At 57.0% G+C, this 23,219-nt stretch carries 20 protein-coding genes (1 of these 20 running past the window's edge); 11 read left to right on the plus strand and 9 right to left on the minus strand.

Annotation, left to right across the window (positions count from 1 at the left end):
• Positions 1 to 6 carry the beginning of a tyrosine--tRNA ligase gene (tyrS, locus tag GJQ55_RS12040; protein WP_228345204.1) on the minus strand. The gene continues 1,296 nt to the left of window position 1, outside the view, so 6 of the gene's 1,302 nt are visible here — the first part of the coding sequence; its start codon is at positions 4 to 6; its stop codon lies off the left edge, out of view.
• Positions 7 to 158: 152 nt separating this feature from the next.
• Here tyrS and GJQ55_RS12045 point away from each other — a divergent pair, with 152 nt between their 5' ends.
• Entirely contained in the window at positions 159 to 1,448 is a 1,290-nt protein-coding gene (locus GJQ55_RS12045) for an OapA family protein (RefSeq protein ID WP_228345205.1), read from the plus strand.
• Positions 1,445 to 2,521, plus strand: a complete 1,077-nt coding sequence (locus GJQ55_RS12050) for an anhydro-N-acetylmuramic acid kinase (protein ID WP_228345206.1) — start codon at positions 1,445 to 1,447, stop codon at positions 2,519 to 2,521. Before GJQ55_RS12045 ends, GJQ55_RS12050 begins: the two co-directional genes overlap by 4 nt.
• Positions 2,522 to 2,542: 21 nt before the next feature.
• Here GJQ55_RS12050 and erpA read toward each other — a convergent pair whose 3' ends face one another.
• Genes erpA through argC form a run of 4 tightly spaced genes read right to left on the minus strand, consistent with a single transcriptional unit; the run spans position 2,543 to position 5,174 of the window.
• Positions 2,543 to 2,890 (minus strand): iron-sulfur cluster insertion protein ErpA, encoded by a 348-nt coding sequence (gene erpA, locus GJQ55_RS12055; RefSeq protein WP_228345207.1) that lies wholly within the window; start codon positions 2,888 to 2,890, stop codon positions 2,543 to 2,545.
• A gap of 52 nt (positions 2,891 to 2,942) precedes the next feature.
• Complete coding sequence (locus GJQ55_RS12060; protein ID WP_228345208.1) at positions 2,943 to 3,359, minus strand: bactofilin family protein; 417 nt, start codon at positions 3,357 to 3,359, stop codon at positions 2,943 to 2,945.
• An 11-nt stretch (positions 3,360 to 3,370) separates the two neighbouring features.
• Positions 3,371 to 4,102 carry a DUF6776 family protein gene (locus GJQ55_RS12065; RefSeq protein ID WP_228345209.1) on the minus strand — a complete coding sequence of 244 codons (732 nt, stop codon included), beginning with the start codon at positions 4,100 to 4,102 and terminating at the stop codon, positions 3,371 to 3,373.
• A gap of 37 nt (positions 4,103 to 4,139) precedes the next feature.
• The gene (argC, locus tag GJQ55_RS12070; protein WP_228345210.1) at positions 4,140 to 5,174 is read right to left on the minus strand and encodes an N-acetyl-gamma-glutamyl-phosphate reductase; all 1,035 of its coding nucleotides are present in this window, start codon (positions 5,172 to 5,174) and stop codon (positions 4,140 to 4,142) included.
• A 127-nt stretch (positions 5,175 to 5,301) separates the two neighbouring features.
• Here argC and GJQ55_RS12075 point away from each other — a divergent pair, with 127 nt between their 5' ends.
• Genes GJQ55_RS12075 through GJQ55_RS12095 form a run of 5 tightly spaced genes read left to right on the plus strand, consistent with a single transcriptional unit; the run spans position 5,302 to position 10,880 of the window.
• Positions 5,302 to 7,023 carry a chloride channel protein gene (locus GJQ55_RS12075; protein ID WP_228345211.1) on the plus strand — a complete coding sequence of 574 codons (1,722 nt, stop codon included), beginning with the start codon at positions 5,302 to 5,304 and terminating at the stop codon, positions 7,021 to 7,023.
• Complete coding sequence (gene hemJ / locus GJQ55_RS12080) at positions 7,023 to 7,454, plus strand: protoporphyrinogen oxidase HemJ (protein WP_228345212.1); 432 nt, start codon at positions 7,023 to 7,025, stop codon at positions 7,452 to 7,454. The genes GJQ55_RS12075 and hemJ overlap by 1 nt, the downstream gene beginning before the upstream one ends.
• Positions 7,455 to 7,476: 22 nt before the next feature.
• Positions 7,477 to 8,775, plus strand: a complete 1,299-nt coding sequence (hemL, locus tag GJQ55_RS12085) for a glutamate-1-semialdehyde 2,1-aminomutase (RefSeq protein ID WP_228345213.1) — start codon at positions 7,477 to 7,479, stop codon at positions 8,773 to 8,775.
• Entirely contained in the window at positions 8,772 to 9,332 is a 561-nt protein-coding gene (locus GJQ55_RS12090; RefSeq protein WP_228345214.1) for a hypothetical protein, read from the plus strand. The genes hemL and GJQ55_RS12090 overlap by 4 nt, the downstream gene beginning before the upstream one ends.
• Before the next feature lie 54 nt (positions 9,333 to 9,386).
• Positions 9,387 to 10,880, plus strand: coding sequence for a methyl-accepting chemotaxis protein (locus GJQ55_RS12095; protein WP_228345215.1), 1,494 nt, complete (start codon positions 9,387 to 9,389; stop codon positions 10,878 to 10,880).
• A gap of 30 nt (positions 10,881 to 10,910) precedes the next feature.
• Here the strand turns inward: GJQ55_RS12095 and GJQ55_RS12100 are convergent, their stop codons facing one another.
• A complete protein-coding gene (locus tag GJQ55_RS12100; RefSeq protein WP_228345216.1) occupies positions 10,911 to 11,369 on the minus strand; it encodes a hypothetical protein in 459 nt (152 codons plus the stop codon).
• Positions 11,348 to 13,657: a penicillin-binding protein 1B gene (gene mrcB, locus GJQ55_RS12105; protein ID WP_228345217.1), complete on the minus strand. Its 2,310-nt coding sequence runs from the start codon at positions 13,655 to 13,657 to the stop codon at positions 11,348 to 11,350. The genes GJQ55_RS12100 and mrcB overlap by 22 nt, the downstream gene beginning before the upstream one ends.
• A 227-nt stretch (positions 13,658 to 13,884) precedes the next feature.
• On the opposite strand from mrcB, the gene GJQ55_RS12110 reads away from it, so the two are divergent.
• From GJQ55_RS12110 to GJQ55_RS12125, 4 genes are all read left to right on the plus strand, one after another.
• Positions 13,885 to 15,360 carry a Na+/H+ antiporter NhaC family protein gene (locus GJQ55_RS12110; RefSeq protein ID WP_228345218.1) on the plus strand — a complete coding sequence of 492 codons (1,476 nt, stop codon included), beginning with the start codon at positions 13,885 to 13,887 and terminating at the stop codon, positions 15,358 to 15,360.
• Positions 15,361 to 15,446: 86 nt separating this feature from the next.
• Positions 15,447 to 18,356 carry a bifunctional [glutamate--ammonia ligase]-adenylyl-L-tyrosine phosphorylase/[glutamate--ammonia-ligase] adenylyltransferase gene (gene glnE / locus GJQ55_RS12115; RefSeq protein ID WP_228345219.1) on the plus strand — a complete coding sequence of 970 codons (2,910 nt, stop codon included), beginning with the start codon at positions 15,447 to 15,449 and terminating at the stop codon, positions 18,354 to 18,356.
• 69 nt (positions 18,357 to 18,425) lie between these two features.
• Positions 18,426 to 19,355 (plus strand): branched-chain amino acid transaminase, encoded by a 930-nt coding sequence (locus GJQ55_RS12120; RefSeq protein WP_228345220.1) that lies wholly within the window; start codon positions 18,426 to 18,428, stop codon positions 19,353 to 19,355.
• Positions 19,356 to 19,450: 95 nt separating this feature from the next.
• Complete coding sequence (locus GJQ55_RS12125) at positions 19,451 to 20,236, plus strand: class II glutamine amidotransferase (protein WP_228345221.1); 786 nt, start codon at positions 19,451 to 19,453, stop codon at positions 20,234 to 20,236.
• Here the strand turns inward: GJQ55_RS12125 and GJQ55_RS12130 are convergent.
• Together GJQ55_RS12130 and GJQ55_RS12135 are read right to left on the minus strand one after the other, a co-directional pair.
• A complete protein-coding gene (locus GJQ55_RS12130; RefSeq protein WP_228345222.1) occupies positions 20,233 to 21,126 on the minus strand; it encodes a metallophosphoesterase family protein in 894 nt (297 codons plus the stop codon). The genes GJQ55_RS12125 and GJQ55_RS12130 overlap by 4 nt on opposite strands.
• A gap of 22 nt (positions 21,127 to 21,148) precedes the next feature.
• A complete protein-coding gene (locus tag GJQ55_RS12135; RefSeq protein WP_228345223.1) occupies positions 21,149 to 23,137 on the minus strand; it encodes a PhoX family protein in 1,989 nt (662 codons plus the stop codon).
• Between the last annotated feature and the right edge of the window lie 82 nt (positions 23,138 to 23,219).

Genomic DNA, 23,219 nt, shown 5'->3' on the forward strand with positions numbered 1-23,219 from the left:
TGTCATGGTTCGCTCTTGATTATCGGGTTGTAAAGAAAGGTGGGTGAACATACCTGATCATTGGGCAAAATCAAGTTCAGGGGGTAAAATGCCGGCGTTTTGTTTACACTCGTACAGCATTTAAATGTTTCAAAAATAACAAGGACAAGCATCTGATTATGGCTTTGTCGGGACGCCTGCAGTATTTCCCTGCCACACATCTTGTTGGTTTAGCTCTGGCGGCCATAGTACTGACCTTAATCGCGTTATGGCCGGCCAGCACCGATCATGCACGACTGGAAGAAACCCGTTACGTTATTGAAATGCCGGAACCGGCAGAACTGATTCCGGAAGCGCCACCGGTGCGCTGGGAAACCGATGAAATACGTTCCGGTGACAGCCTCTCTACCCTGTTCAACCGCCATAACCTCAGTGCTGCCGATGTTATCGACATTGCCGCCATCGCCCCACGGGGTGCATTGACACTGCGGCCGGGGCAGAAAGTTCACTGGGTACGGACCCAAAACAACAGCGTGCAACAGCTACAGCTGGAAGTAACGGCACTGGCCCGGCATAGCTTCAGCCGCAATACGGAAGGGTCACTGGTATACGAACTGCAAGAACGTGATGCCGATTATCTGCCCCGCCACGCCAGCGTCGTGATTAAAAACTCCTTATTTCTGGATGGTAACCAGGCCGGTATTCCGGACCAGATCCTGATTGAAGTAGCGGCTATTTTTGGCTGGGATATCGACTTTGCGCTGGATATCCGCCAGGGCGACAGCATCAGCCTGATTTACGACGAAGTGTTTGTCGATGGCGAGCGCATCAGTAACGGCAACATCAAAATTGCCCGCTTCAATAATCAGGGCCGGGAAATCACCGCCATCCGCTTTACCGATGACAAAGGCAATACCGGCTATTACAACCCGGCCGGCCAAAGCATGCGTAAAGAGTTCCTGCGCAATCCCATCGACTTTGCCCGCATCAGTTCGCGCTTTAACCCTAACCGTCGGCATCCGGTACTGAATACCATCCGGGCCCATAAAGGCACTGACTACGCGGCGCCGACCGGCACACCGATTAAAGCCACCGGCGATGGCCGCATTATCCATGCCGGCAAAAAAGGCGGTTACGGTAACACCGTGATTATTCAGCACGGCAGCACTTATAAAACCATTTACGCCCATTTAAGCCGTTTTAACCGCAACACCCGGGTCGGCCGTAGCGTTAAACAAGGCCAGATCATTGGTTACGTAGGCAGTACCGGCCTGGCCACCGGCCCGCATTTGCATTACGAGTTTCTGGTTAATGGTGTGCACCGGGACTCGCTGCGCATTCAGCTGCCCAAAGCACAATCCATTCCGGCCAGTCAGAAAGACGCCTTCAACAAGCACAGTGACAGCCTGTTAACCATGCTGGACAGTTTTGGCGACGGCATCACCAATCCGGTCGGGGCACGTCAGTGACGCTGTATATCGGCCTGATGTCCGGCACCAGCGCCGATGGTATGGATGCCGCACTAATTGACTACGATGCTGGCGTCACCTTAAAAGCTGCGCTGTGCCTGCCTTACACCGATGATTTCCGCCAGCAGCTGCGCGATGCGGCCATCAGCGCCAGCGCCGACATCCGCTATCTTGCTCAACTTGATCGCCAGATTGCTGTGCATTCCGTGCGGGCCGTACAGACACTGCTGCAACAACAGCAACTGTCCGCCAGTGCCATTACAGCCATTGGTTCACACGGCCATACCCTGCGCCATCAACCACAACCGCAAGGCTTCAGCTGGCAAATCGGCGACCCGTCCTGGATTGCCGAACACACCTGTATTACTTGTGTGGCCGATTTTCGCCGCCGCGACATTGCCGCCGGCGGCCAGGGCGCGCCTCTGGTACCGGCCTTTCACCGGGCTTGTCTGCCGGCGGGCAGCATGGTGCTGAACATTGGCGGCATTGCCAACCTAAGCATTCTGCCGGCCACGGGGGGGCGGCTGATCGGTTTTGATACCGGCCCGGGCAACGCCCTGCTGGACGAATGGTGTCAGCAAGTGTTCCACCGCAGTTGTGATGCCGGCGGCCAGCTGGCCGCACAGGGGCAGGTTCTGCCGGATCAGCTGCTGCAATGGCTGGATCACCCTTACTTCCGCCAGCCGCCACCGAAGAGCACCGGGCGGGAAATGTTCCGCCTGGATGCGCTGGGTGACCTGACCGCACTGAATCCGCTGGATGTTCTGACCACGCTCACCGAACTGACTGCTGTGAGCATCCGTAACGCGGTGCAGCACTATGGCCACCGGCACGGGGAATTACTGATCTGCGGCGGCGGTATTCACAACCACTATTTATTACAACGGCTGCAGGCGTTATTGCCAGCGCTGCGCATCGGCAGCACCGCTGACTATGGTGTGGCTCCGGACTGGCTGGAAGCGATGGCATTCGGTTGGTTAGCCGCACGCACGCTGAACCAGCTGAGTGGCAATGCTCCGGATGTTACCGGCGCCAGCGGAGAGAGAATTCTGGGGGGAATTTATCCGGCCTGACGACCGGACAGATCCGCGGGATCAGATAGAAAAGGACGAACCACAACCACAGGTTGAACTGGCGGCCGGGTTGGTAACCACAAAACGAGAACCTTCCAGCCCTTCTTTATAGTCCAGTACCGAGCCGACCAGATAGCCATAACTCAGCACATCGACCAGCACCCGCACGCCATCGAGCTCAATCAGCGTATCGTCTTCGGCACGCTCATCATCGAAGGTAAAACCGTACTGAAACCCGGAGCAGCCGCCACCGGTGACAAAGACGCGCAAACACAGCTCGTCATCAGCCTCTTCCTGCAACAGCTCACGGATTTTTGTTTCAGCCGCCGCCGATAATTCGATCGGGCTGGCTTGTTGTACTGCACTCATACGGATTCCGGATTTAGTAAACCTGCGGCGATTATCTGTTTATCCGACTGTTTCAGTCAACTTTAGCCTCAGCGGCAACGTCAGACTCCGGCTTTTTCCGGGAATCGCCTTTGGCCTGATGATGCAGTTTGCCGTTAACCTCCGCACCCAGCACCATTTCCATGGCCAGGTAGTAAACATCACCACTGACCTGGGCTTTTTTCGCCAGCTCAATGTATTCACTGGCATGTACGTCGCCAATCACGCGACCATTAATAATCACGTTCGGTGCCGTAATCTGGCCCTCAACACGGCCTTTATCACTGATGCGCACCACCGCACCACTGCCGGGTTCTGCGACCAGATTCCCTTTAATGACACCATCCACATGCAGGCCACCGGTGAACTTCACATCGCCGACAATTTCAGTTTTTACTGAAATCAGTGTGTCGTAATGGGTATTCGCACCCTTATCTTTACTGCTGAACATGAAGCCTCTCCTTACTGGGGCCAATCGATGGTTTGTTCGACACGCTGTGCCTTGCCGCCCGTTGACTGCAAGACAACCTGCACTTGTTCCGGTACAAATTGTTCCGGCAGTTGCAGTTCTCCGGAAATTTCCTGGAAATAACGGAAACGGAATTTTACACCCAGATCGGTCACTGAACTGTCCAGATCACGCAGCGGCAGAATCACCCGCTCACCATTGCGCAAACCGACAAAATTCACCGCCGCCAGCCCGGAAATATACGAGCTGTTATCCGCCACCTGCGTAAGCATGATGGAATAACGGAAACTACCGACATTTTCCAGCGCGGCAATATCAATTTTACTGACCCGCAGGCCGCGATCATTGCTGCTGGGCGCCATGATTCCTTTATAGAAGGAAACCTCTTCCTCCAGTGTGGAAATCTGCGCTTTCAGTTCCTTGACCGTCTGCCGGATACCTTCGGTGGCTTTGCGATCAACCTCGCCACCTTTTTCCAGCACATTAACGCGCTGGGTGAAGCTGGCAATGCTGCGTTCGGCCGCCTGCAGTTCGGAACTCAGAGAGTCACGCTCCAGCGTCAGCTGCTGAATCCGGCTCATGCTGTCGTACAAACCGCCGTAATAGCCACCAACACCCACCAAAGCAATCAGCAGCAAGAAATAAACAGCGCGGCGAAATCGTTCCCAGGGCTGATACTGGCGTATCACCAGCCGTTCCTGTTGGCTTCCTTTTACCACCGCCATAAGCTGTTACTCTCCTCTGTTGTTGTCATTCAGTGAATCAGGGTAGCAAAGCTACCTGTTGCAGACCGGCATTTTCAGCCAGACCAAACATAATGTTCATATTCTGCACCGCCTGACCGGAAGCCCCTTTGACCAGGTTATCAATCACTGACAGCACAATAATTTGGCCAGTCGCGGCATGATAATGCACGGCGATACGGCAGACGTTGCTGCCCTTCACACTGCGGGTGGCCGGATGGCTGCCGGCCGGCATCACATCCACGAAAGGTTCGTTGGCATAACGCTGCTCGTACAATGCCTGCAGTTTTTCCTGGGTCAGGCCCGAAGCGCTGGCGTACAAGGTCGAGTGAATGCCCCGGATCATCGGCGTTAAATGCGGCACAAAGGTCAGCTGCACTTCTTTACCAGCCGCGCGCTTCAGGCCCTGACGGATTTCCGGCAAATGCCGGTGGCCTTTTACGGCATAGGCCATCATCGATTCACTGGCTTCACACAGCAGCGAACCAACACTGGCACCACGGCCGGCACCGGATACGCCGGACTTACAGTCGGCAATCAGCATCTGCTCACCGAGCAGATTGTTTTCCAGCAGCGGCAGCAAGCCCAGCTGCACCGAGGTCGGGTAGCAACCCGGCACCGCAATTAAGCGGGCCTGTTTGATCTGTTCACGGTTCACTTCCGGCAAACCATACACGGCCTGCGGCAGAATACCCGGCGCGCCGTGTGGCTGACCGTACCACTGCGCCCATTCATCGGCGTCCTGCAAGCGGAAGTCGGCAGACAAGTCGATAACCCGGGCGCCGGTATTCAGGATTTCTTCCGCCATGGCATGGGCAACACCGTGCGGGGTGGCAAAGAACACCACATCGCATTCGCCCAGCTTCTGCACATCCGGCACGCTGAATTGCAGATCGGTATGGCCGCGCAGGTTGGGGAACATATCGGCAACGCGCACGCCTTCTTCGCTGCGCGAGGTGATCACTTTCAGCTCCACGTCCGGATGATTGACCAGAATTCTGAGCAATTCGACCCCGGTATATCCGGTGCCACCAACGATACCGACTTTAATCACGCCCTGTTCCTCACTGATGTCTGGCCGCCGCAGCGGTTAAAAAAATTCAGATGGGTATAATACTGATTCGCGCACTCCGATGACACCATAGCAATCCGTTTTGCACCCGCTAAGGAAAAAATCACCCGTGAAGCTGCAACAGCACTGGCAAAACCTGATCGCTCTGTCGGACAACCAGATTGGCCTGGCGTTGCTGGCATTATTGGCCGGGCTGGCCAGTGCCCTGGTGATTACCCTGTTCCGGCTGGCCATCGAGTGGCCCCTGATTTACAGCTTTGGGCTGGATAATCCTGAACACCTCGAACAACTGAGCCAATGGACACGCGTTGCCTTATTGCTGAGCGGCGGCGTCCTGCTGATCGTTATTTTCCAACGCCTGCCACCGGCGCAACGCAGCGTAGGCGTTACCCATGTGCTACAACGTATGGAGCTGCATCAGGGCTATATGCCACGCAGCAATATGCTGCTGCAATGGCTGGCCGCCGTGATTGCCATTGTCAGTGGCCACAGCGGCGGCCGTGAAGGGCCGGCCATTCACCTGGGGGCCGGTACCGCCAGCCAACTGGGCCAGGCCGCCGGGCTGGCCCATCACCGCCTGCGCATTCTGGCCGGAGCCGGGGTCGCCAGTGCCATTTCGGCTTCTTTTAATACGCCCATGGCCGGGGTGATTTTTGCCATGGAAGTGGTGCTGCTGGAATACAGCATCCGGGGTTTTATCCCCATTATTCTGGCGTCGGTGGCTGGTGCCATTGTCAGCCGCGTCGTGTTTGGCAGCGCCACCGCCTTTGATGTGCCGGCGCTGGATATGCATTCACTGCTGGAAGTGCCCTTTATTCTGCTGCTGGGTTTATTAGCGGGTGTCGTGGCGGCCGGCTTTATCCGGCTGATGACACAACTGCAACGGCTGAACAGCTTGCCGCTGGTCGTTAAATGGGGCGGCTTAACCCTGACCACGGTGCTGCTCAGCCTGTATTTACCCGAAGTGCTGGGCATTGGTTACGACACCGTAAACGATGCGCTGGCCGGCAAAGTCGTTATCGGCATGCTGGCCGGCTTATTACTGGCGAAATTATTTCTCGGGGCCTGGGCTGCCGCCGTCGGTTTTCCGGTCGGGCTGATCGGCCCCACATTATTTATCGGCGCCGCGCTGGGCGGTTTATTCGGCCAGCTGCTGGCCAATTTGTTCAGTAGTCTGCCGCTGTCGGTCGGTTTTTACGCCATGCTCGGCATGGGCGCATTAATGGGCGCCACCCTGCGCGCACCGCTGGCGGCTCTGGTGGCGCTGCTGGAGTTAACCGCCAACCCCAACATTATTATGCCGGGCATGCTGGTGATCGTGGTTGCCGGCTTAGTGGTGAGTGAAGGCTTCCGCCTGCCGTCAGTATTTGAGGCGCAACTGGGTGGCGGCCACAATTACCAGTTGCCACAGCCGGTACAGCAGATGCTGCGCAATACCTGGGTGGCAGAAGTAATGCAGCAATCTTTTGTCAGCACGCCGGTGGAGATCACCACCGAAGCGGCCGGCTTTATGCTGCAACGGGAGCCGGACTGGTTACTGCTGGAACAGGAAAATCTGATCATGCCACCGTCGGCACTGGCCGAAGCCCTGCAACAGCAGGAGGCCGACAACAACAGTGACCGTATTAACCTGCTGAAAATTCCTGCCGACCGGGAACCGGTGGCGCGTATTTCTCTGAAAGCCAACCTGCAGGATGCCTTAGACCTGATGCAGCAGCATGACCTACAATGGCTGGCCGTTTACCGTGATAACGAACTGACCCGCTGCGCCGGACTGGTATCGCGTACGCACATTGACCACTTTTATCAATACCAACCGCGAGGCCGCTGATGACCTTCCTGTACGTCAAAGCTTTTCACATTATTGCCGTGGTTACCTGGTTTGCCGCTATTTTTTACCTGCCGCGCCTGTTTGTATACCACGCCAGTGCTGATGACCAGGTATCACGCGAGCGCTTTAAAATTATGGAGCGCAAACTCTACCGCGGCATTATGACTCCTTCGATGGTAGTGGTGGTGGCATTGGGCAGCTGGCTGATCAGTTTTAACCCGCAGTACTACCTGATCGAAAGCCACTGGCTGCACGCCAAATTAACTCTGGTTACTCTGCTGATTGTTTACCACTTTTATTGCGGCCACTTATTAAAAGTGTTCCGCGACGACAACAACCAGCGCAGCCATGTTTTTTATCGCTGGTTTAATGAAGTCCCCGTTTTTCTGCTGATCGCCATTGTTATTCTGGCCATCGTCAAACCCTTTTAATGCGTAAGAAAAAGAGAATTGTATGACCTATTCCATTACCCAATCCGAAGCTTTATTTGCCGCCGCTCAGAAACACATTCCCGGTGGCGTGAACTCGCCGGTCCGTGCCTTTAAAGGTGTGGGCGGCACCCCGATTTTCTTCGACCACGCCAAGGGCGCTTACGTATTTGATGCCGACGGCAACCGCTACATTGATTACGTCGGCAGCTGGGGGCCAATGATTCTGGGCCACAGTGCCGATGAAATCCTTGATGCCGTAAAAGCACGCATGGACAAAGGCCTGAGCTTCGGCGCACCGACCCATATCGAAATCGAAATGGCGGAAGAAGTGTGCAAATTAATTCCGTCCATGGACATGGTGCGCATGGTGAACTCCGGCACCGAAGCCACCATGAGTGCCATCCGTCTGGCGCGGGGTTTTACCGGCCGTGACAAACTGGTGAAATTCGAAGGCTGCTACCACGGCCACGCCGACTCCCTGCTGGTAAAAGCCGGCTCCGGCATGCTGACCTTAGGTGTGCCGACCTCGCCGGGCGTACCGGCTGCCGTGGCCGCCAACACCATTACCCTGGACTACAACAACCTCGACAGCGTCAAAGAATGCTTCGCGCAAATGGGCGATGAAATTGCCTGCGTGATCATTGAGCCGGTGGCCGGCAACATGAACTGCATTCCGCCAAATAAATCCTTCCTGCAGGGCCTGCGGGAGCTGTGCACCGTGCATGGCATCGTGCTGATTTTTGATGAAGTAATGAGTGGTTTCCGCGCCGCCCTGGGTGGCGCGCAGGAATATTACGGCATCGTGCCGGACATGACCTGCCTGGGCAAAGTCATCGGCGGCGGTCTTCCAGTCGGTGCCTTTGGTGGTAAGCGCGAAATTATGGAATATCTGGCGCCGCTGGGCCCGGTGTATCAGGCCGGGACCTTGTCCGGCAACCCGCTGGCCATGGCCGCCGGTCTGGCGATGCTGAAAGCCATTCAGAAGCCCGGTTTCTACGACCAGCTGAACGCCCGCGTGCAATTATTGCTGAACGGTCTGCAGGCGGCGGCCGATGCGCACGGTATTCCCTTTACCCACAACAGCGCCGGTTCCATGTTCGGTATTTTCTTCACCGAACTGCAAAAAGTGACCACCTACCGCGATGTGGCTGACCACTGCGACACCCAGCGTTTCAATCAGTTTTTCCACGGCATGCTGAAAGAAGGTGTGTATCTGGCACCGTCAGCGTTTGAAGCCGGCTTTATGTCCATCGCCCACAGCGAACAGGACATTCTGGAAACCATCGCCGCCGCCGACCGGGTAATGGCGACACTGAAATGATCTGGCTCGGTTCTGTATTACTGCTGAGCGCCAGTGCGTTATTGCTGTGGCTTAACCGCCCGGCCGCGCACTGGCCAGGCGCTGCCGCGGCTCGCTTTGCCGCGGCGCTGATCACAGCGCTGTACGCCCTGCTGGCTCCCTGGCCGGCCAGCGAACTGACCACCAGCCAGTTATTACTGCAACAACTCAGCCTCTATGCCGCGCTGCCGCTGCTGTTATCGGTGGCGGCCGCCACCGCGTTTGGCTATGACTGGTCGCGGATGATCTGGGGACGGGTGTTACTGGGCTGGTGCGTGGTGTTTGAATTGTGCCGGCGCAACGATGTGCTGGCAGCCTGTCTGCAGCTGGAAATTCTGGCGGGTCTGCTGATTACCCTGCTGCCGCTGATGATTAATCGTCGTGTTATTTATTCCGCGTTGCTCTGCAGCACTGGCTGGCTGATTCTGGTGGCTGGCGTCTGGCTGCAACCCGCCTGGCTGAGCCCGCTGATTATTCTCACAACAGCGCTTTTACTGATATTTATCAATCCGGCGCAACGACAGCAAACAACCCGTTAACTAAAATTAAACGGCTGCCGATAACGTCAGCAGGTTTAAGAGGTTGTTACGGGTATGAGCACACTGCGCGATGAATTTTATCAACAAGCCGACCGTTTTTTTCTGGGCGTTACCAGCGCCCTGTTTGGCGTGTCATTATTATTAGCCAACTGGTACAACACCTGGACCGTGGCCTTGGTTATCGGTCTGCCCGCCGTGTTAGTTCCATATCTGGTCAGTAAGCTATCCCCCGGCAGCCGACTATCACGCATCGCTTATGCTGCTGCGCTGATGATTTTAACCGGCCTGCACATCCATCAGGCGCACGGCCTGCTGGAAATGCACTTCGGTATTTTTGCCCTGCTGGCACTGCTGCTCTATTACCGCGATTCGCTGCCCATTCTGGTCGCTGCCGGCGTTATTGCGGTGCACCACCTGCTGTTTAATTATCTGCAGGAACAGGGCAGCAATGTGTGGGTGTTTGAGTCGCGCACCGGCATCGACATTGTGTTGCTGCACGCCGTGTTTGTGGTGGTGGAAGCTGCCGCCCTGGTGTATCTGGCGCGTAAAAGCTGGCAGGAGTTTCAGCAAAACATGGAACTGGCAGAAATCGGCCAGCACATTTCCCGTGAAGGCGAAGTGGATCTGACGTTCCGCATTAACAACCCGGAAGGCCGCTTCACCCGCTCGTTCAATGATTTTTTCGCCTTAATGGAACAACTGGTGCGCGAAGCCAACCAGATGTCGGCACGCCTGCAGGAACTGAGCGACACCTTCCGTACCTCCACTCAGGCCATGAACGATGGCGCACAACGGCAATTTCATGAAACCGATATGATTGCCACTGCCACGGAAGAAATGAATGCCGGCATGCAAACCATGCAGCAGCACGTTAATGAAGCCGCTCAGCATACTGAAACCGCCGAAACCCTAAGCCGCCGCAGCGGTGACAGCATGGCGCACAGCAGTCGCGATATTCAGCAACTGGCGGGCGATATTCAGCGCGCCAGCGAGGTTATTCATAACCTGCATGCCGAGAGCAATAACATCGGCACGGTATTGGCCGTGATCCGTGGTATTGCCGAGCAAACCAACCTGCTGGCGCTGAACGCCGCCATTGAAGCCGCCCGTGCCGGTGATCAGGGCCGGGGGTTTGCTGTGGTGGCGGATGAAGTCCGCACATTGGCATCGCGTACGCAAAACAGCACTGAAGAAATTCAGCGCATGATTGAACGCTTACAGAAAGGCTCCACCGAAGCGGTGAACGCCATGACCGCCAGCCGTGAGGGCGCGGAAAAAAGCGTGCAGCAAATTCACAGCAGCACCGAAGACCTTCAACAAATGGCGGCCGCCATGGCTGAGATTTATGCCATGAGCCATCAGATTGCCCGCGCCATGGACGAGCAGGGCCGTGCGATTGCGGAGGTAACCGGTAATCTGGCGGTGATCCGCGACATCAGCGAACAAACCTCCGGCCAGAGTGCCGCGGCGGCCACCGATTCCGGGCGTTTGTCGGCCATGGCCAAAGACTTACGCAGCCTGCTGAAACAGTTCCGCGTCAGCGGCTAGCGGTTAAACAGCGGCGTTTAACAGGACAGATTAATAGGATTGCTGACGGGCGGCATCGGCTTCTGCCGGTCGCCCCTGAGCGTCCAGCGCTTCCGCCAGCAGGGCATACAGGCGCCGCTTTAACGCTGCATCTTCACCGGCAAACACCAGCGCCCGGCGCAATAAGTGCTCGGCCTGTTGCGGTTCATTCTGCTGCAGTCGCACCCAGGCCTGACGATAAAAAATGGCCGGATTACGCGGCTGAATCTGGCGCGCCTGATCCAGGTACGTATGCACCCGGTCCCAGCGCCGTTGTTGCCGGGCCTGCTCGGCCTGCCGCAATAAACTGGCCACCGCCGGATGATGCTGGCCTTCGTCCAGTGCGGTTAAGGTGCCCGCCTGCCAGTCGGGCAAATCGTCGGCACCAGCCGGCTCTTCCAGTTGCCGCAGGGGCGAAGGCGCGCAACCGGCCAGGGCCAGTAACAGGCTCAGAACAACCAATCGAACCATGAACGTTTTTCCTTTATCGGATGGTCAGCAGCAGGTGCGCTGACGCAGGGCGTTACCCCGGCCGGCATGCGACTGGCGGGCATGGGGTAACGCGCTCCCCCACAACCTTCGCCCTGCACGCGGCCAAGATTATCCACCGTTATCCACGACCAGGGGATAGCTGGCAAGGGTTCACTGCCCATTTTCACAAAAGCATCCCGCCACACCGGCAGTGCCGCGCCGCTGCCGGCAAAGGGCATCGGCTCGTTATCATCACGCCCTACCCACACCACCCCCACATGCTGGTTATCGAAACCGGCAAACCAGGCGTCGCGCTGGTCATTACTGGTGCCGGTTTTGGCCGCCAGCGGCAAGGACAACGCCGGCGCCAGCGCTTTGGCGGTGCCGCGCTCAGCCACCTGCTCCAGCCCCCAGCGCAGCCAGCGCATCAGGCTGGCATCAAAGCGTTGCTCACCGCGCAAACCGTAGGACGACAGCGTCTGCCCCTGCAGATCGGTAACCGCTTCAATACTGCGCAACGGCATCACAAACCCCTGCGAGGCGATGCCCTGGTACAAACCCGCCACCTGCAGCGGCGACATCGGAATGGCACCCAGCAACATCGACGGATAAGGCGGTACCTCGTCTTCCAGCCCCAACCGGCGGAAGGTATCGGCTACTTTGCTCAACCCCACATTCATCCCCAGCCGGGCGGTGGACTGGTTCAGCGACAGCGCCAGCGAATCCACCAGCGGCACCGGCCCGTAAGAGCGGCGGTTATAGTTTTGCGGCTGCCACAGCTGACCACCGGGCCCGGATACCGTCACTTCTTTGTCTTCAATCAGCGTGCCCCAGTGCCAGCGGCCACTGTCCAGTGCCGCCAGAAACACCACGGGCTTAGACAGCGAACCAATCGCCCGCCGGGCATTCAGGGCCCGGTTGAAGCCAAAAAATTCAGCCTCGCGGCCACCCAGTAACGCCCGCACTTCGCCGCCATCGACACTGGTAATAACAGCCGCGGTCTGCAACTGGCCGCGTTGTTGCGGATGGCGTTGCTCCAGCCGTTGCAAATGGGCAGCGGCCGCGCCTTCCACCGCATGCTGGGCCCAGGGATCGAGGGTGGTGAAAATATGCAGGCCTTCGCTCTGCAGATCTTCCAGCCGGTAGTCGCGTTGTAATTGCCCCCGCGCCAGCTCCAGAAAGGCCGGATACTCACGCTGGCCAGCGCGGTTGGCATCGGCCGTCTGCAACGGCTGCGCCTGAGCACGGATGCGCTCGGCGCTGGTGATAATCTGCTGGTTTTCCATTAACGCCAGCACCAGATCACGGCGCTCTTTGGAGCGTTGCGGATTGCGGCGCGGGTTGTAATAAGAAGCCCCTTTCACCAGCCCCACCAGGGTGGCGATTTCGGCATGGTCGAGTTCGTTCAGCGGTTTACCGAAATAAAAGCGCGACGCCAGCCCGAAGCCATGAATGGCCCGGCGGCCGGCCTGGCCCAGATACACTTCATTTAAATAGGCCTGCAGAATCTCTTCTTTGCTGTAGTGCAGCTCCAGCAGCAAGGCCATTAAGGCTTCCTGACCTTTGCGGATAAGAGTGCGGTCACTGCTGAGGAAGAAGTTTTTTACCAGCTGCTGGGTCAGGGTGGAGCCGCCCTGCACCACACCGCCGGCCTGCAGGTTGGCCACCAGCGCGCGGGCAATACCGCGCAACGAAATACCAAAGTGGTCAAAAAAAGCTTTGTCTTCGGTGACGATCAGCGCCGCGACCAAAGCCGGCGGCACATCCTCCAGCCGCACCAGCTGACGGTCTTCGTTATGCGCCGGAAAAATCCCGCCAATGTATTGTGGTTCCAGCCGCACAATGGGCAGCGACTCTCCATTTTCACGGATCTCCGCCACCCGGTTATCCTGCAAGCGCACCGCTAACCGCCGCGCCGGCTCCGGGCCATCCCAGAACGGAAAGGCGCGGCGATGAATGCTGAACACCAGCCCTTCACGCCGATAAGTGCCGGCCCGCCCGGTATCGCTCACCGCCCGGTAATCGGCCCACTGCAGTTCGGCACTGAGCTGTTCCGGGCTTAACAAGCGCCCGGGGTACAGGGTTAGGGGGCGCGCGTACACCTTGGCCGGCAAGGTCCATTTATTGCCATCGAAGCGCGCCCGCACCTGGGCATCCAGCCATACCAGCCAGACACTCAGCAATACCAGCCCCAGCAGGGCAAGGCGCAGCAGCCACACCAGCCAGCGCGGCCAGCGGGTGGCCGCAGAGCGGGCAGGTTTCCGTGATACAGGTTGACGGCGTGGCACAGTGACTCCGGAACAATAAAAAACAGGGCGGCATCATAACAGCGACGTTATGACCGTGATAACCCGCGTATTACGCCCCGCAGACCAGCGCCTGTGGCGCAAAAACATTGATCGTGACAATCCAATCTATTGTCTGTATTTTTCGCCGGATATTGCCATTATTGCGCGCTGCAATTGCCCCCCAACGACCATCCGGCCTGCCGGTAGAACGATGAGAACAAACAAATATGACAACAGATGCCCTGGTTGAAAGCCTCGCCGAACCTGTTGCCGCGGTGGCAGAAGCCGCCGCCGTTGAGCCCACTGCCCTCAGTCTTATTCCGCCGGTATTGGTGTTGTTGTTTGCCGTGTGGCTGAAACGTCCGATTCTGGCACTGGTGCTGGGGTCGGCCGCTGGTCTGCTGCTGTTGGGTGGTTCACCGCTGGATTCCTTATTCAACCTGGGCGATACCTCGTTGCGGGTAATGCAGGACGAAACCATCGGCTGGCTGATTCTGGTCTGTGGTGGCTTTGGTGCCCTGATTGCCCTGCTGGTGCACACCGGTGGTGCCTTTGCCTTTGGCCGCATCGCCCAGCAATACGCCAGCGGCCGCAAGCCTTCGTTATTAATGACCTACTTCCTCGGTCTGCTGATTTTTATCGACGACTACCTGAATGCGCTGGCCGTGGGTGAAACCATGAAACGCATTACCGATAAATTCAAAGTATCGCGGGAAATGCTGGCCTATGTGGTGGATTCCACCGCCGCCCCAATGTGCGTACTGGTGCCTATTTCGACCTGGGCGATTTTCTTCGGTGGCTTACTGGTGGCCAATGGTATTGCGCCGGAAACCGACCCCAATGGCATTAAAACCTATATGTCGGCCATTCCTTATATGCTCTACGCCTGGCTGGCGCTGATTATCGTGCCGCTGGTTATTTTCGGCATTATTCCGTTGCTGGGCCCGATGAAAAAAGCCGAACTGGCGGCCCAGCAGGGTGGTGTTCTGCGCGATGCCTTACCGGCGGCCACCGCTGCCGATACCCCGGCCACCAGCGATGACTTTGCCGTGGAAGCCTTTGAAGAAGAGTTCGACGCCGCCAATAAAAAAACCGGCCGTCTGCATAACTTCCTGCTGCCGATGCTGATGCTGATTGGTTTTACCATCTGGTTTGATGCCGATATCTGGCCGGCCCTGATTCTGACCTTTATTGTGACCATTCCGATGTATATGGTGCAGCGCCTGATGCCCTTCACCGAAATGATGGAAACCATGATGCACGGTTTTAAAACCATGCTGCCGGCCATCTGCACGGTGATTGCGGCCTTTGTATTCAAAGATATTTCCGACCAGCTCGGTCTGCCACGTTACGTTATCGACAACATGGCCCCCTACATGACCCCGCAAATGCTGCCGGCACTGGTGTTCGTCGCCATGGCGGTGCTGGCCTTTACCACCGGTTCCAGCTGGGGCATTTTTGCGGTGTCTATTCCTATCGTGATGCCACTGGCGGTAGCGGTAGAAGCCGACATTCCGCTGGTAATCGGTGCGCTGCTGTCGGCCAGCTCGTTCGGTAGCCAGGCCTGTTTTTACAGTGACTCCACCATTCTGGCGGCGCAGGGTTCCGGCTGTGATCTGGTCAGCCATGCGGTTACCCAGCTGCCCTACGCATTAATCGGTGCAGTGCTGGCGTTCTTCGGCTTTATTGTTCTGGCGCTGTAATACCAACAGCGCTCGCCGGACGGGAAGCCCTGAACCCCACCGGCGTGCTAAATTAGCCCTTCTTTTCCGCACCGGAGCCCGGCCCTATGTTGCCCGCCAGCCTCGCTGCCCACTGGCAGCAGATTCAGACCCAACTGACCGACCACGGCGTACACCACGGGCTGGACTGGCCGGGATTATGGGCACAACTGCCGGAACAACAACAGCAACAGGCGCAGCGGGTACTGACCATCAGCCGCTATGTGGCCGATGCCCTGCCCCGTGAAGCCGCCTGGTTTACCAGCGCCCTGCTGGAAAACCGTTTTCTGCAACCCCTTACCCGTCCCACCATTGCCCGTTGGCTGGATGAACTGAGTGCCGGCGCCAGCAGCGAAGACGACTGGAGTAAAGCCCTGCGCAAACTGCGCCGCCGCGCCATGGTACAGATTATCTGGCGCGACCTGTTACGGCTGGCGCCTACTCTCGAAACCACCCGCGCGCTGTCCGACCTGGCCGATGAATGTGTGGTGCGCTCGCTGGATTTTTTAACCGACATTCTGGCCGCACGTCATGGCCGCCCCATGGGCCGCCAGAGCGGTGCCGAACAAAGCATGCTGGTGCTGGGCATGGGCAAACTGGGCGCCTATGAACTGAATTTAAGCTCTGATATCGACCTTATTTTCACCTACCCGGAAAGTGGCGATACCAGCGGCCCCAAGGTCATCAGCAATCAGGAATTTTTCGTTAAGCTCGGGCAAAAACTCATTCAGGCGCTGGATAAACCCACCGCCGATGGTTTTGTATTCCGCACCGATATGCGCCTGCGCCCCTACGGCCAGAGCGGCCCGCTGGTAATGAATTTCCGTTCGCTGGAAGAGTATTACCAGGACCAGGGCCGCGACTGGGAACGCTACGCCATGGTGAAGGCGAGGGTAATGAACGGCGAACACCAGCCGGCCGCGCGCGAATTACTGAATATTCTGCGCCCCTTTACCTATCGCGTGTACGTCGACTACAGCGCCTTCGATTCACTGCGTTCCATGAAAGCCATGATCAACGCCGAAGTGCGCCGGCGCGGGCTGGAAAATAACGTCAAACTCGGCTCCGGCGGCATCCGCGAAGTGGAATTTATTGTGCAGGCCTTCCAGCTGATTCGCGGCGGCCAGGATAAAAGTCTGCAAACCCGCGAAATTATCAAAGTGCTGGAAATACTGGCGGCGGAAGGTTACCTGCCGGCCGCGGCCTGCACCGAACTGCGTGACGCCTATTTATTCCTGCGCGACAGCGAACATGCCCTGCAGGCCTTAAACGACGAACAAACCCAGCTGCTGCCGGAAGAGGCTAGCGCCCAGGCGCGGGTAGCGCTGGCCATGGGCTGCGAAGACTGGCCACAGTACCTGCAGCAACTGGAACAGCACCGCGCGCGGGTACGCCACCATTTTGCCCAGATCGTTGCCAGCGACGAAGACGACCAGCACAACAGCGACGAACTGCTGCAATGGGCGGATATGTGGCTGGATGATCTGGACGAGCAGGAACAGCAGGCTTTTTTGCAGCAACATCCTTGCCCCTGCGATGGCTTTACGGACGTACAGGAACAACTGCATCAGTTTCGCGAATCCCGCGCGGTACTGGGTATGCAGCAAATCGGCCGCGAACGGCTGGATGCCTTAATGCCCCTGCTGCTGCGCGAACTTTGGCAACAACCGCAACCGGTGGTCACCTTGCAACGGGTGATGCCGCTGCTGGAAGCCGTGGTGCGCCGTACCGCCTATCTGGTGCTGCTGAAAGAAAACCCGCAGGCACTTACCCAATTACTGAAACTCTGCGGTGCCTCCAGCTGGGTGGCCGCCTATATTGCCCAGACCCCACTGCTGCTGGACGAACTGCTGAACACCAGCAGCCTCTACCACCTGCCCACTCGGCAGGAGCTGGCGGAAGAACTGCATCTGCGCCTGCTGCGCATTGATGAGGAAGATCTGGAACAGCAGATGGAACAGCTGCGCCAGTATGTGCGCGCGCACAAACTGCGCGCCGCCGCCTGCGAGGTAATGGACGCGCTGCCGTTAATGAAAGTAAGCGATTACCTCACCTGGCTGGCCGAAGTAACGCTGGAAACCGTGCTGAACCTGTCCTGGTCTCAGATGGTAGCCAAATACGGCTATCCCACCGATGAGCAGGGCGACCCCGTTACCGGCCCGGAAATGGTGGTGATTGGCTACGGCAAAGTCGGCGGACTGGAACTCAGCTACAGCTCTGACCTTGATCTGGTGCTGCTGCACAACAGCTACAGCATGGGCAGCACCACCGGCGAGCGCAGCCAGGAAAACGGCGTGTTCTACACCCGCATGGGCCAGCGCATGATCCACATTCTCACCACCCAGACCCGCGCCGGTGATTTATACGATGTGGATATGCGCCTGCGCCCGTCCGGCAACTCCGGCATGATCGTCGCCAGCGTCAAATCCTTCGGCGAATACCAGCAGCAACACGCCTGGACCTGGGAACATCAGGCGCTGGTGCGGGCCCGGGTACTGTGCGGCAGCGCCAATGCCGCGGAGCAATTTGAACAGATCCGCCGCGCCACCTTAAGCCGCCCGCGCGAGCTGCCCTCGCTGCGCGAAGAAGTGCGGGCGATGCGGCAGAAAATGGTGGATAATCTCGGCTCCAAAGATGCAAGCGGTCAACATTTTCACCTTAAGCAGGATGCCGGGGGTATTGTTGATATCGAGTTTCTGGTTCAATACGGCGTTCTGGCCTGGTCACACCACTATCCAGAGCTGCTCGACGTTACCGACAACATGAGGTTGCTGGATGCGTTCGAGGCAGCGGGCCTGATGGATCCACAAGATCGTCAGACCCTGCAGGAAACCTACCTGTCCTACCGTGCCGAAACTCACCGGCGTGCATTACAGAAACAAGATCTGCTGCTGGATGCAGAAACCCTGACCAGACTTGGCTTTGATGCGCGGCGCAATGATGTGACCCGACTGTGGAAATTGTGGCTGGAGGCGTAGACGGCGGCATCTGAAGCACCCGAAACGTCCCCTGAATTAATCTTGTCTGAAATTTTGAGTGAGGTCCTTATGCTACCTTCCATGTCCGACCGCGATGGTCTGATCTGGTTAGACGGTGAGTTGGTTGACTGGCGCGAAGCCAAGGTTCACGTACTGACTCACACACTGCACTACGGTATGGGCGTTTTTGAAGGCGTGCGCGCTTACGAAACTCCGCAGGGTGCGGCTATTTTCCGCCTGCAGGAACACACCGACCGGCTGTTCAATTCGGCGAAAATCCTGGGCATGAAAATGCCGTTCAGCAAAGACGAAATCAACGAAGCTCAGCGTGCCGCCGTGCGTGAAAACAACCTGAACAGCGCCTACCTGCGCCCGATGGTGTTTTTCGGTTCAGAAGGCATGGGTCTGCGTGCCGAAAACCTGAAAGTGCACGTGATGGTTGCGGCCTGGGAATGGCCGGCCTACATGGGCGAAGAAGCCAAAACCCAGGGCATTAAAATCCGTACCTCCAGCTTTACCCGCCACCATGTGAACATCACTATGTGTAAGGCCAAAGCCAACGGTAACTACATCAACTCCATGCTGGCGCTGCGCGAAGCCATCGACAGCGGTTGTGAAGAAGCGCTGCTGCTGGATCCGGAAGGCTACGTGGCCGAAGGCTCTGGTGAAAACTTCTTCATCGTCCGTGACGGCGTGATTTACACCCCGGAGCTGACCGCCTGTCTGGACGGCATTACCCGCCGCACCATCATCGAAATGGCCAAGTCACTGGGTTACGAAGTGCGCGAAAAACGCATCACCCGCGACGAAGTGTACATTGCTGATGAAGCCTTCTTTACCGGTACTGCCGCGGAAGTTCTGCCCATCCGCATGCTGGATGGCCGCGCCATCGGTATCGGCAGCCGTGGCCCGGTAACGGAAAAGCTGCAAACCATGTACTTCGACCAGGTTACCGGTAAAGCGCCGTACAAACCTGAGTGGCTGACGCTGGTTAAATAATTCAGGGTTTTTATAAATTCTGAACATAAAAAACCCCGGGATTCCGGGGTTTTTTATTTCTGGTTACACTGCGCCGAAACAGAAAGGGAAACAATATGTGCGAACTCCTGGGCATGAGCGCCAACACCCCCACCGACCTGTGCTTCAGCTTTACCGGCTTAACCCAGCGCGGTGGCAATACCGGCCCGCATAAAGACGGCTGGGGCGTGGCCTTTTATGAAGGCAAAGGCGTGCGTTTGTTTCTGGACCCGCAACCCAGTGTCAGTTCGCCGGTGGCGGAACTGGTGCAGAATTATCCGATTAAAAGCAAAACAGCCATCTGCCATATCCGCCAGGCCAATGTCGGGGATATTTGCTTAGCGAATACCCACCCCTTTGTGCGTGAACTCTGGGGCCGTAACTGGGTGTTCGCCCACAACGGCCAGCTGCCGCATTTTACCCGCCAGCCCGGCCCCTATGAGCCGGTGGGCGACACCGACAGCGAAACCATTTTCTGCGATTTAATGAACCGCATTCATCATGTCTTGCCCCGCGATGCCATGCCGCACCAACTGGCCGCCACCCTGGCGGAGTTAGCGGAAGAATACGCCGCACAAGGGGTATTTAATTGTTTACTAAGTAACGGCGACTGGCTGTTTACCTATTGCAGCACCAAACTGGCCAGCATCACCCGCCGCGCACCGTTTGGTGCCGCACAATTAAAAGACGCGGATGTCACCGTCGATTTCAGCGCCGTCACCACTCCCAACGATGTGGTCAGCATTATTGCCACCGAGCCGTTAACCACCGATGAGCAATGGGATATTTACCAGCCCGGCGAATGGAAACTCTGGTCGCAGGGTGAAGTGATTGCCCATGGTGGTGATGGCAGCCGCGCTTAGCGCGGCAACGTAAATTCATAGCGATGACGGGCAAGTGCTTCGCGCTTGCCTGTCTGATAGGTTTCGACCAACACATTGCCACCGGCGTCGATACTGAATACCCGGAACATCGGTACGTGGCGGTTTTCATCCGGAATTTTCGTGCGTTCAAGCGCCGGGATATGCAGATAATGCACATGACCGATTTGTTTTGAATGCTGAGTGCGGTTCATATCCATATGCAGATCACCGGAAATAACCGCTGCCAGGTTAGATTGTTCAATCACCGCAGAAAAGTTCGCATTATGAATGCCTTTTTCAGCATTTTCCGGATACACGCCGGCCTGAGCGCCATGCACAATCAGCAGTACCGGCTTAGGTGCCAGGCGCTGAATTTCCTGCTGTATCCAGGCCACACCGTCATCATTAAAATCACGGCCGAAATCCGGCGAGGCGTACACCAGCGCCACGCTGTCGTATTCCTGTATGTAACGCGGGCTGTTGATCATCGCTTTGCCGTTATTCCAGCGATTGGCGTATTCCAGAAAGCGCTCCACCGTACTGCCGTGTTCTTCATTGCCCATAATGGGGTAAAACGGCAGGCTTAACTGCTGCAGAACCGGGGTGACGTTGTCGTATTGCAGTAAAGTGCCTTTGTGCGCGATATCACCTACTCCCACCACAAAATCCAGCCGGCTTTTTTCTGCCATCGCATTAATATCCTGCACCGCCGCTGCAACACCGGGAAACTCAGCTTTGGGTTTTGGTTCGGCATCGCCCAGCACGGCAAAGCGCAACACCGTGCCTTGCTGCTGAGCAGCTGAAGCGGTATTTATTTTCTGTGTTGCGGACGTTCCACAAGCGGACAACACCACCGCCAGTAATACCGGCAATACGTTCATTAATTTCATTTTATAAGCTCCTTTAAAAAAATTACGCACCGATTTTTTTGCCATTTATACGGCGTATGGCCACCGTGGCTGAACGCGGACGCGAGCGGCCACCATCCGGCCAATGGCTGGTAAAATTCGTGGGGGTTGAGCCTTCGCCGGGGTGCTGGATATTCACAAACAGCGTGGTCTGATCGGGCGTGCTGACCACGCCGGTGACTTCACAGCCATTGGGTCCGGATAAAAACCGGCGTAATTCACCAGTGCTTGGATCGGCCGCGTACATGCCGTTATGGCCGAATGCGGCACTGCCCAATAAGGCACTGGAATTACTGATATCGGTCTGAATCCACAGACGGCCGTCGGCGTCGAACCATAAACCATCGGGGCAGGCAATTTCGCTGGCAGCGGACGTTGTGGTCTTGTGCTGCGGCTGTGCTGTGCCGGCAGGGCCGCCGAACCAGAATACATCCCACGCAAAATGTTGCGCCTGCGGTAAACCCTGCTCACGCCAGCGGATAATATGGCCGTATTGATTGCGCGCGCGCGGATTCACCGCATCGGTTTCATCAGAACGGCGTTTATCGTTATTGGTCAGAGTGAAATACACCTCGCCGCTGTGCGGATGCACCGCGCCCCACTCCGGCCGGTCCATTTTGGTGGCACCCATCACATCGGCCGCCAAACGGGTATTCAGCAACACATCCGCCTGATCGGCGAAGGTAACGCCCGCCTGCGCAGCACGCTGCTGGAATTCCGTATTATTAATATCCAGCGCCCGCCATTCGCCACGGCCGTCGTCATGAAATACCGCCACATACAGAGTACCGTTCTCGAGCAAATGCGGGCCGGCACTGGCCTGGAAATAGGCCTCGCGGCTGACAAATTTATAAATGTACTCAAAGCGGGAATCATCGCCCGAGTACGCCACCAGTGGCTGACCTTCCACGGCTTTATGGAAAATAATGCCCTCATGCGCGAAACGCCCTAGCGCCGTGTGTTTGCGTGGTGTGGAATCCGGATTAAACGGATCAATCTCCACCATCCAGCCAAACTGATGCGGTTCGTTGCGGTAATCCTGCATGGCAGTATCTGCCGTTGCGGTGGCATCAAAACGGCGCACAATATCGGCTTGTGGCTGTGCCGTATGCCAGTGATATTTGCTGTTATCGGCACGAATACCGTAACGGTAGTGGCTGCGTGGAATATCGGTATCGCGATTAATAAAACAATCGGCCCAGTTTTCTTCGCAGGTTAAATAAGTGCCCCAGGGCGTTACGCCCATCGAGCAGTTATTCAGCGTGCCACGGGCAGAAATACCTTCCGGACTGAACGCCGTCTGCATACAGATATGACCACGCAACGGCCCGGCAATGTCCATTTTCGTAGTACCGGTAATACGGCGATTAAACCGGCTGTTACGCACCAGTTGCCACTGGCCGGCATCATCCAGTTTGATGTGCGCCACACTGACGCCGTGGGCCGCCAGTTCTTTTTCCACCTGTGCCAGCGGCCGCGGTAAGCCCAATGCGCCTTGCGTATGCAACAGATCCGGATCGCAGTATTCGTGATTCATCACCAACAGCCCTTCCGCTGAGCTGTTTCCACCCGCCGGTAAATCAATCGGGAAAAAATGCATACCATCGTGATGCGAGCCAACCTGCAGTGCCTGCTCAGCCGCACTGTCCGATGCATCGGTTTTGAAATCGGCAGCACCCGGCAATAACGGCGTTCCCCAGGGCAGTAGCGTTTGCGTGGTGTAACCCGCGGGAACCGTTACCTTATCCAGCGTGAGTGCCGGTATGGCCTCAAACCCCAGTAAAGATTTAGCCGCTGCGACTCTGGTTGCGGCACAGGCCGTCAATAAACCCGGCAGTGTCAGCGCCGCAGCCAGTGCACCGCCACCGCCCAATAAACGCCGGCGACTGATGCGGGTGGCCAGTAAGTCACTGAAATGCGGATTATCCGAGGCGTTGGATAACGGCTCGTCTGCTGCCAGATCAATAAGAGGCACCGCTGGTTGCTTGTGCATAGAAACACCCTGAATTACCTGAATATCAGGGCGGTATCCTGAACTACGAATATGACAGGGCAATTACAGGAATGCCGAAAGA

The organism is Venatoribacter cucullus, assembly GCF_016132445.1.
GTDB lineage: Bacteria > Pseudomonadota > Gammaproteobacteria > Pseudomonadales > Oceanobacteraceae > Venatoribacter > Venatoribacter cucullus.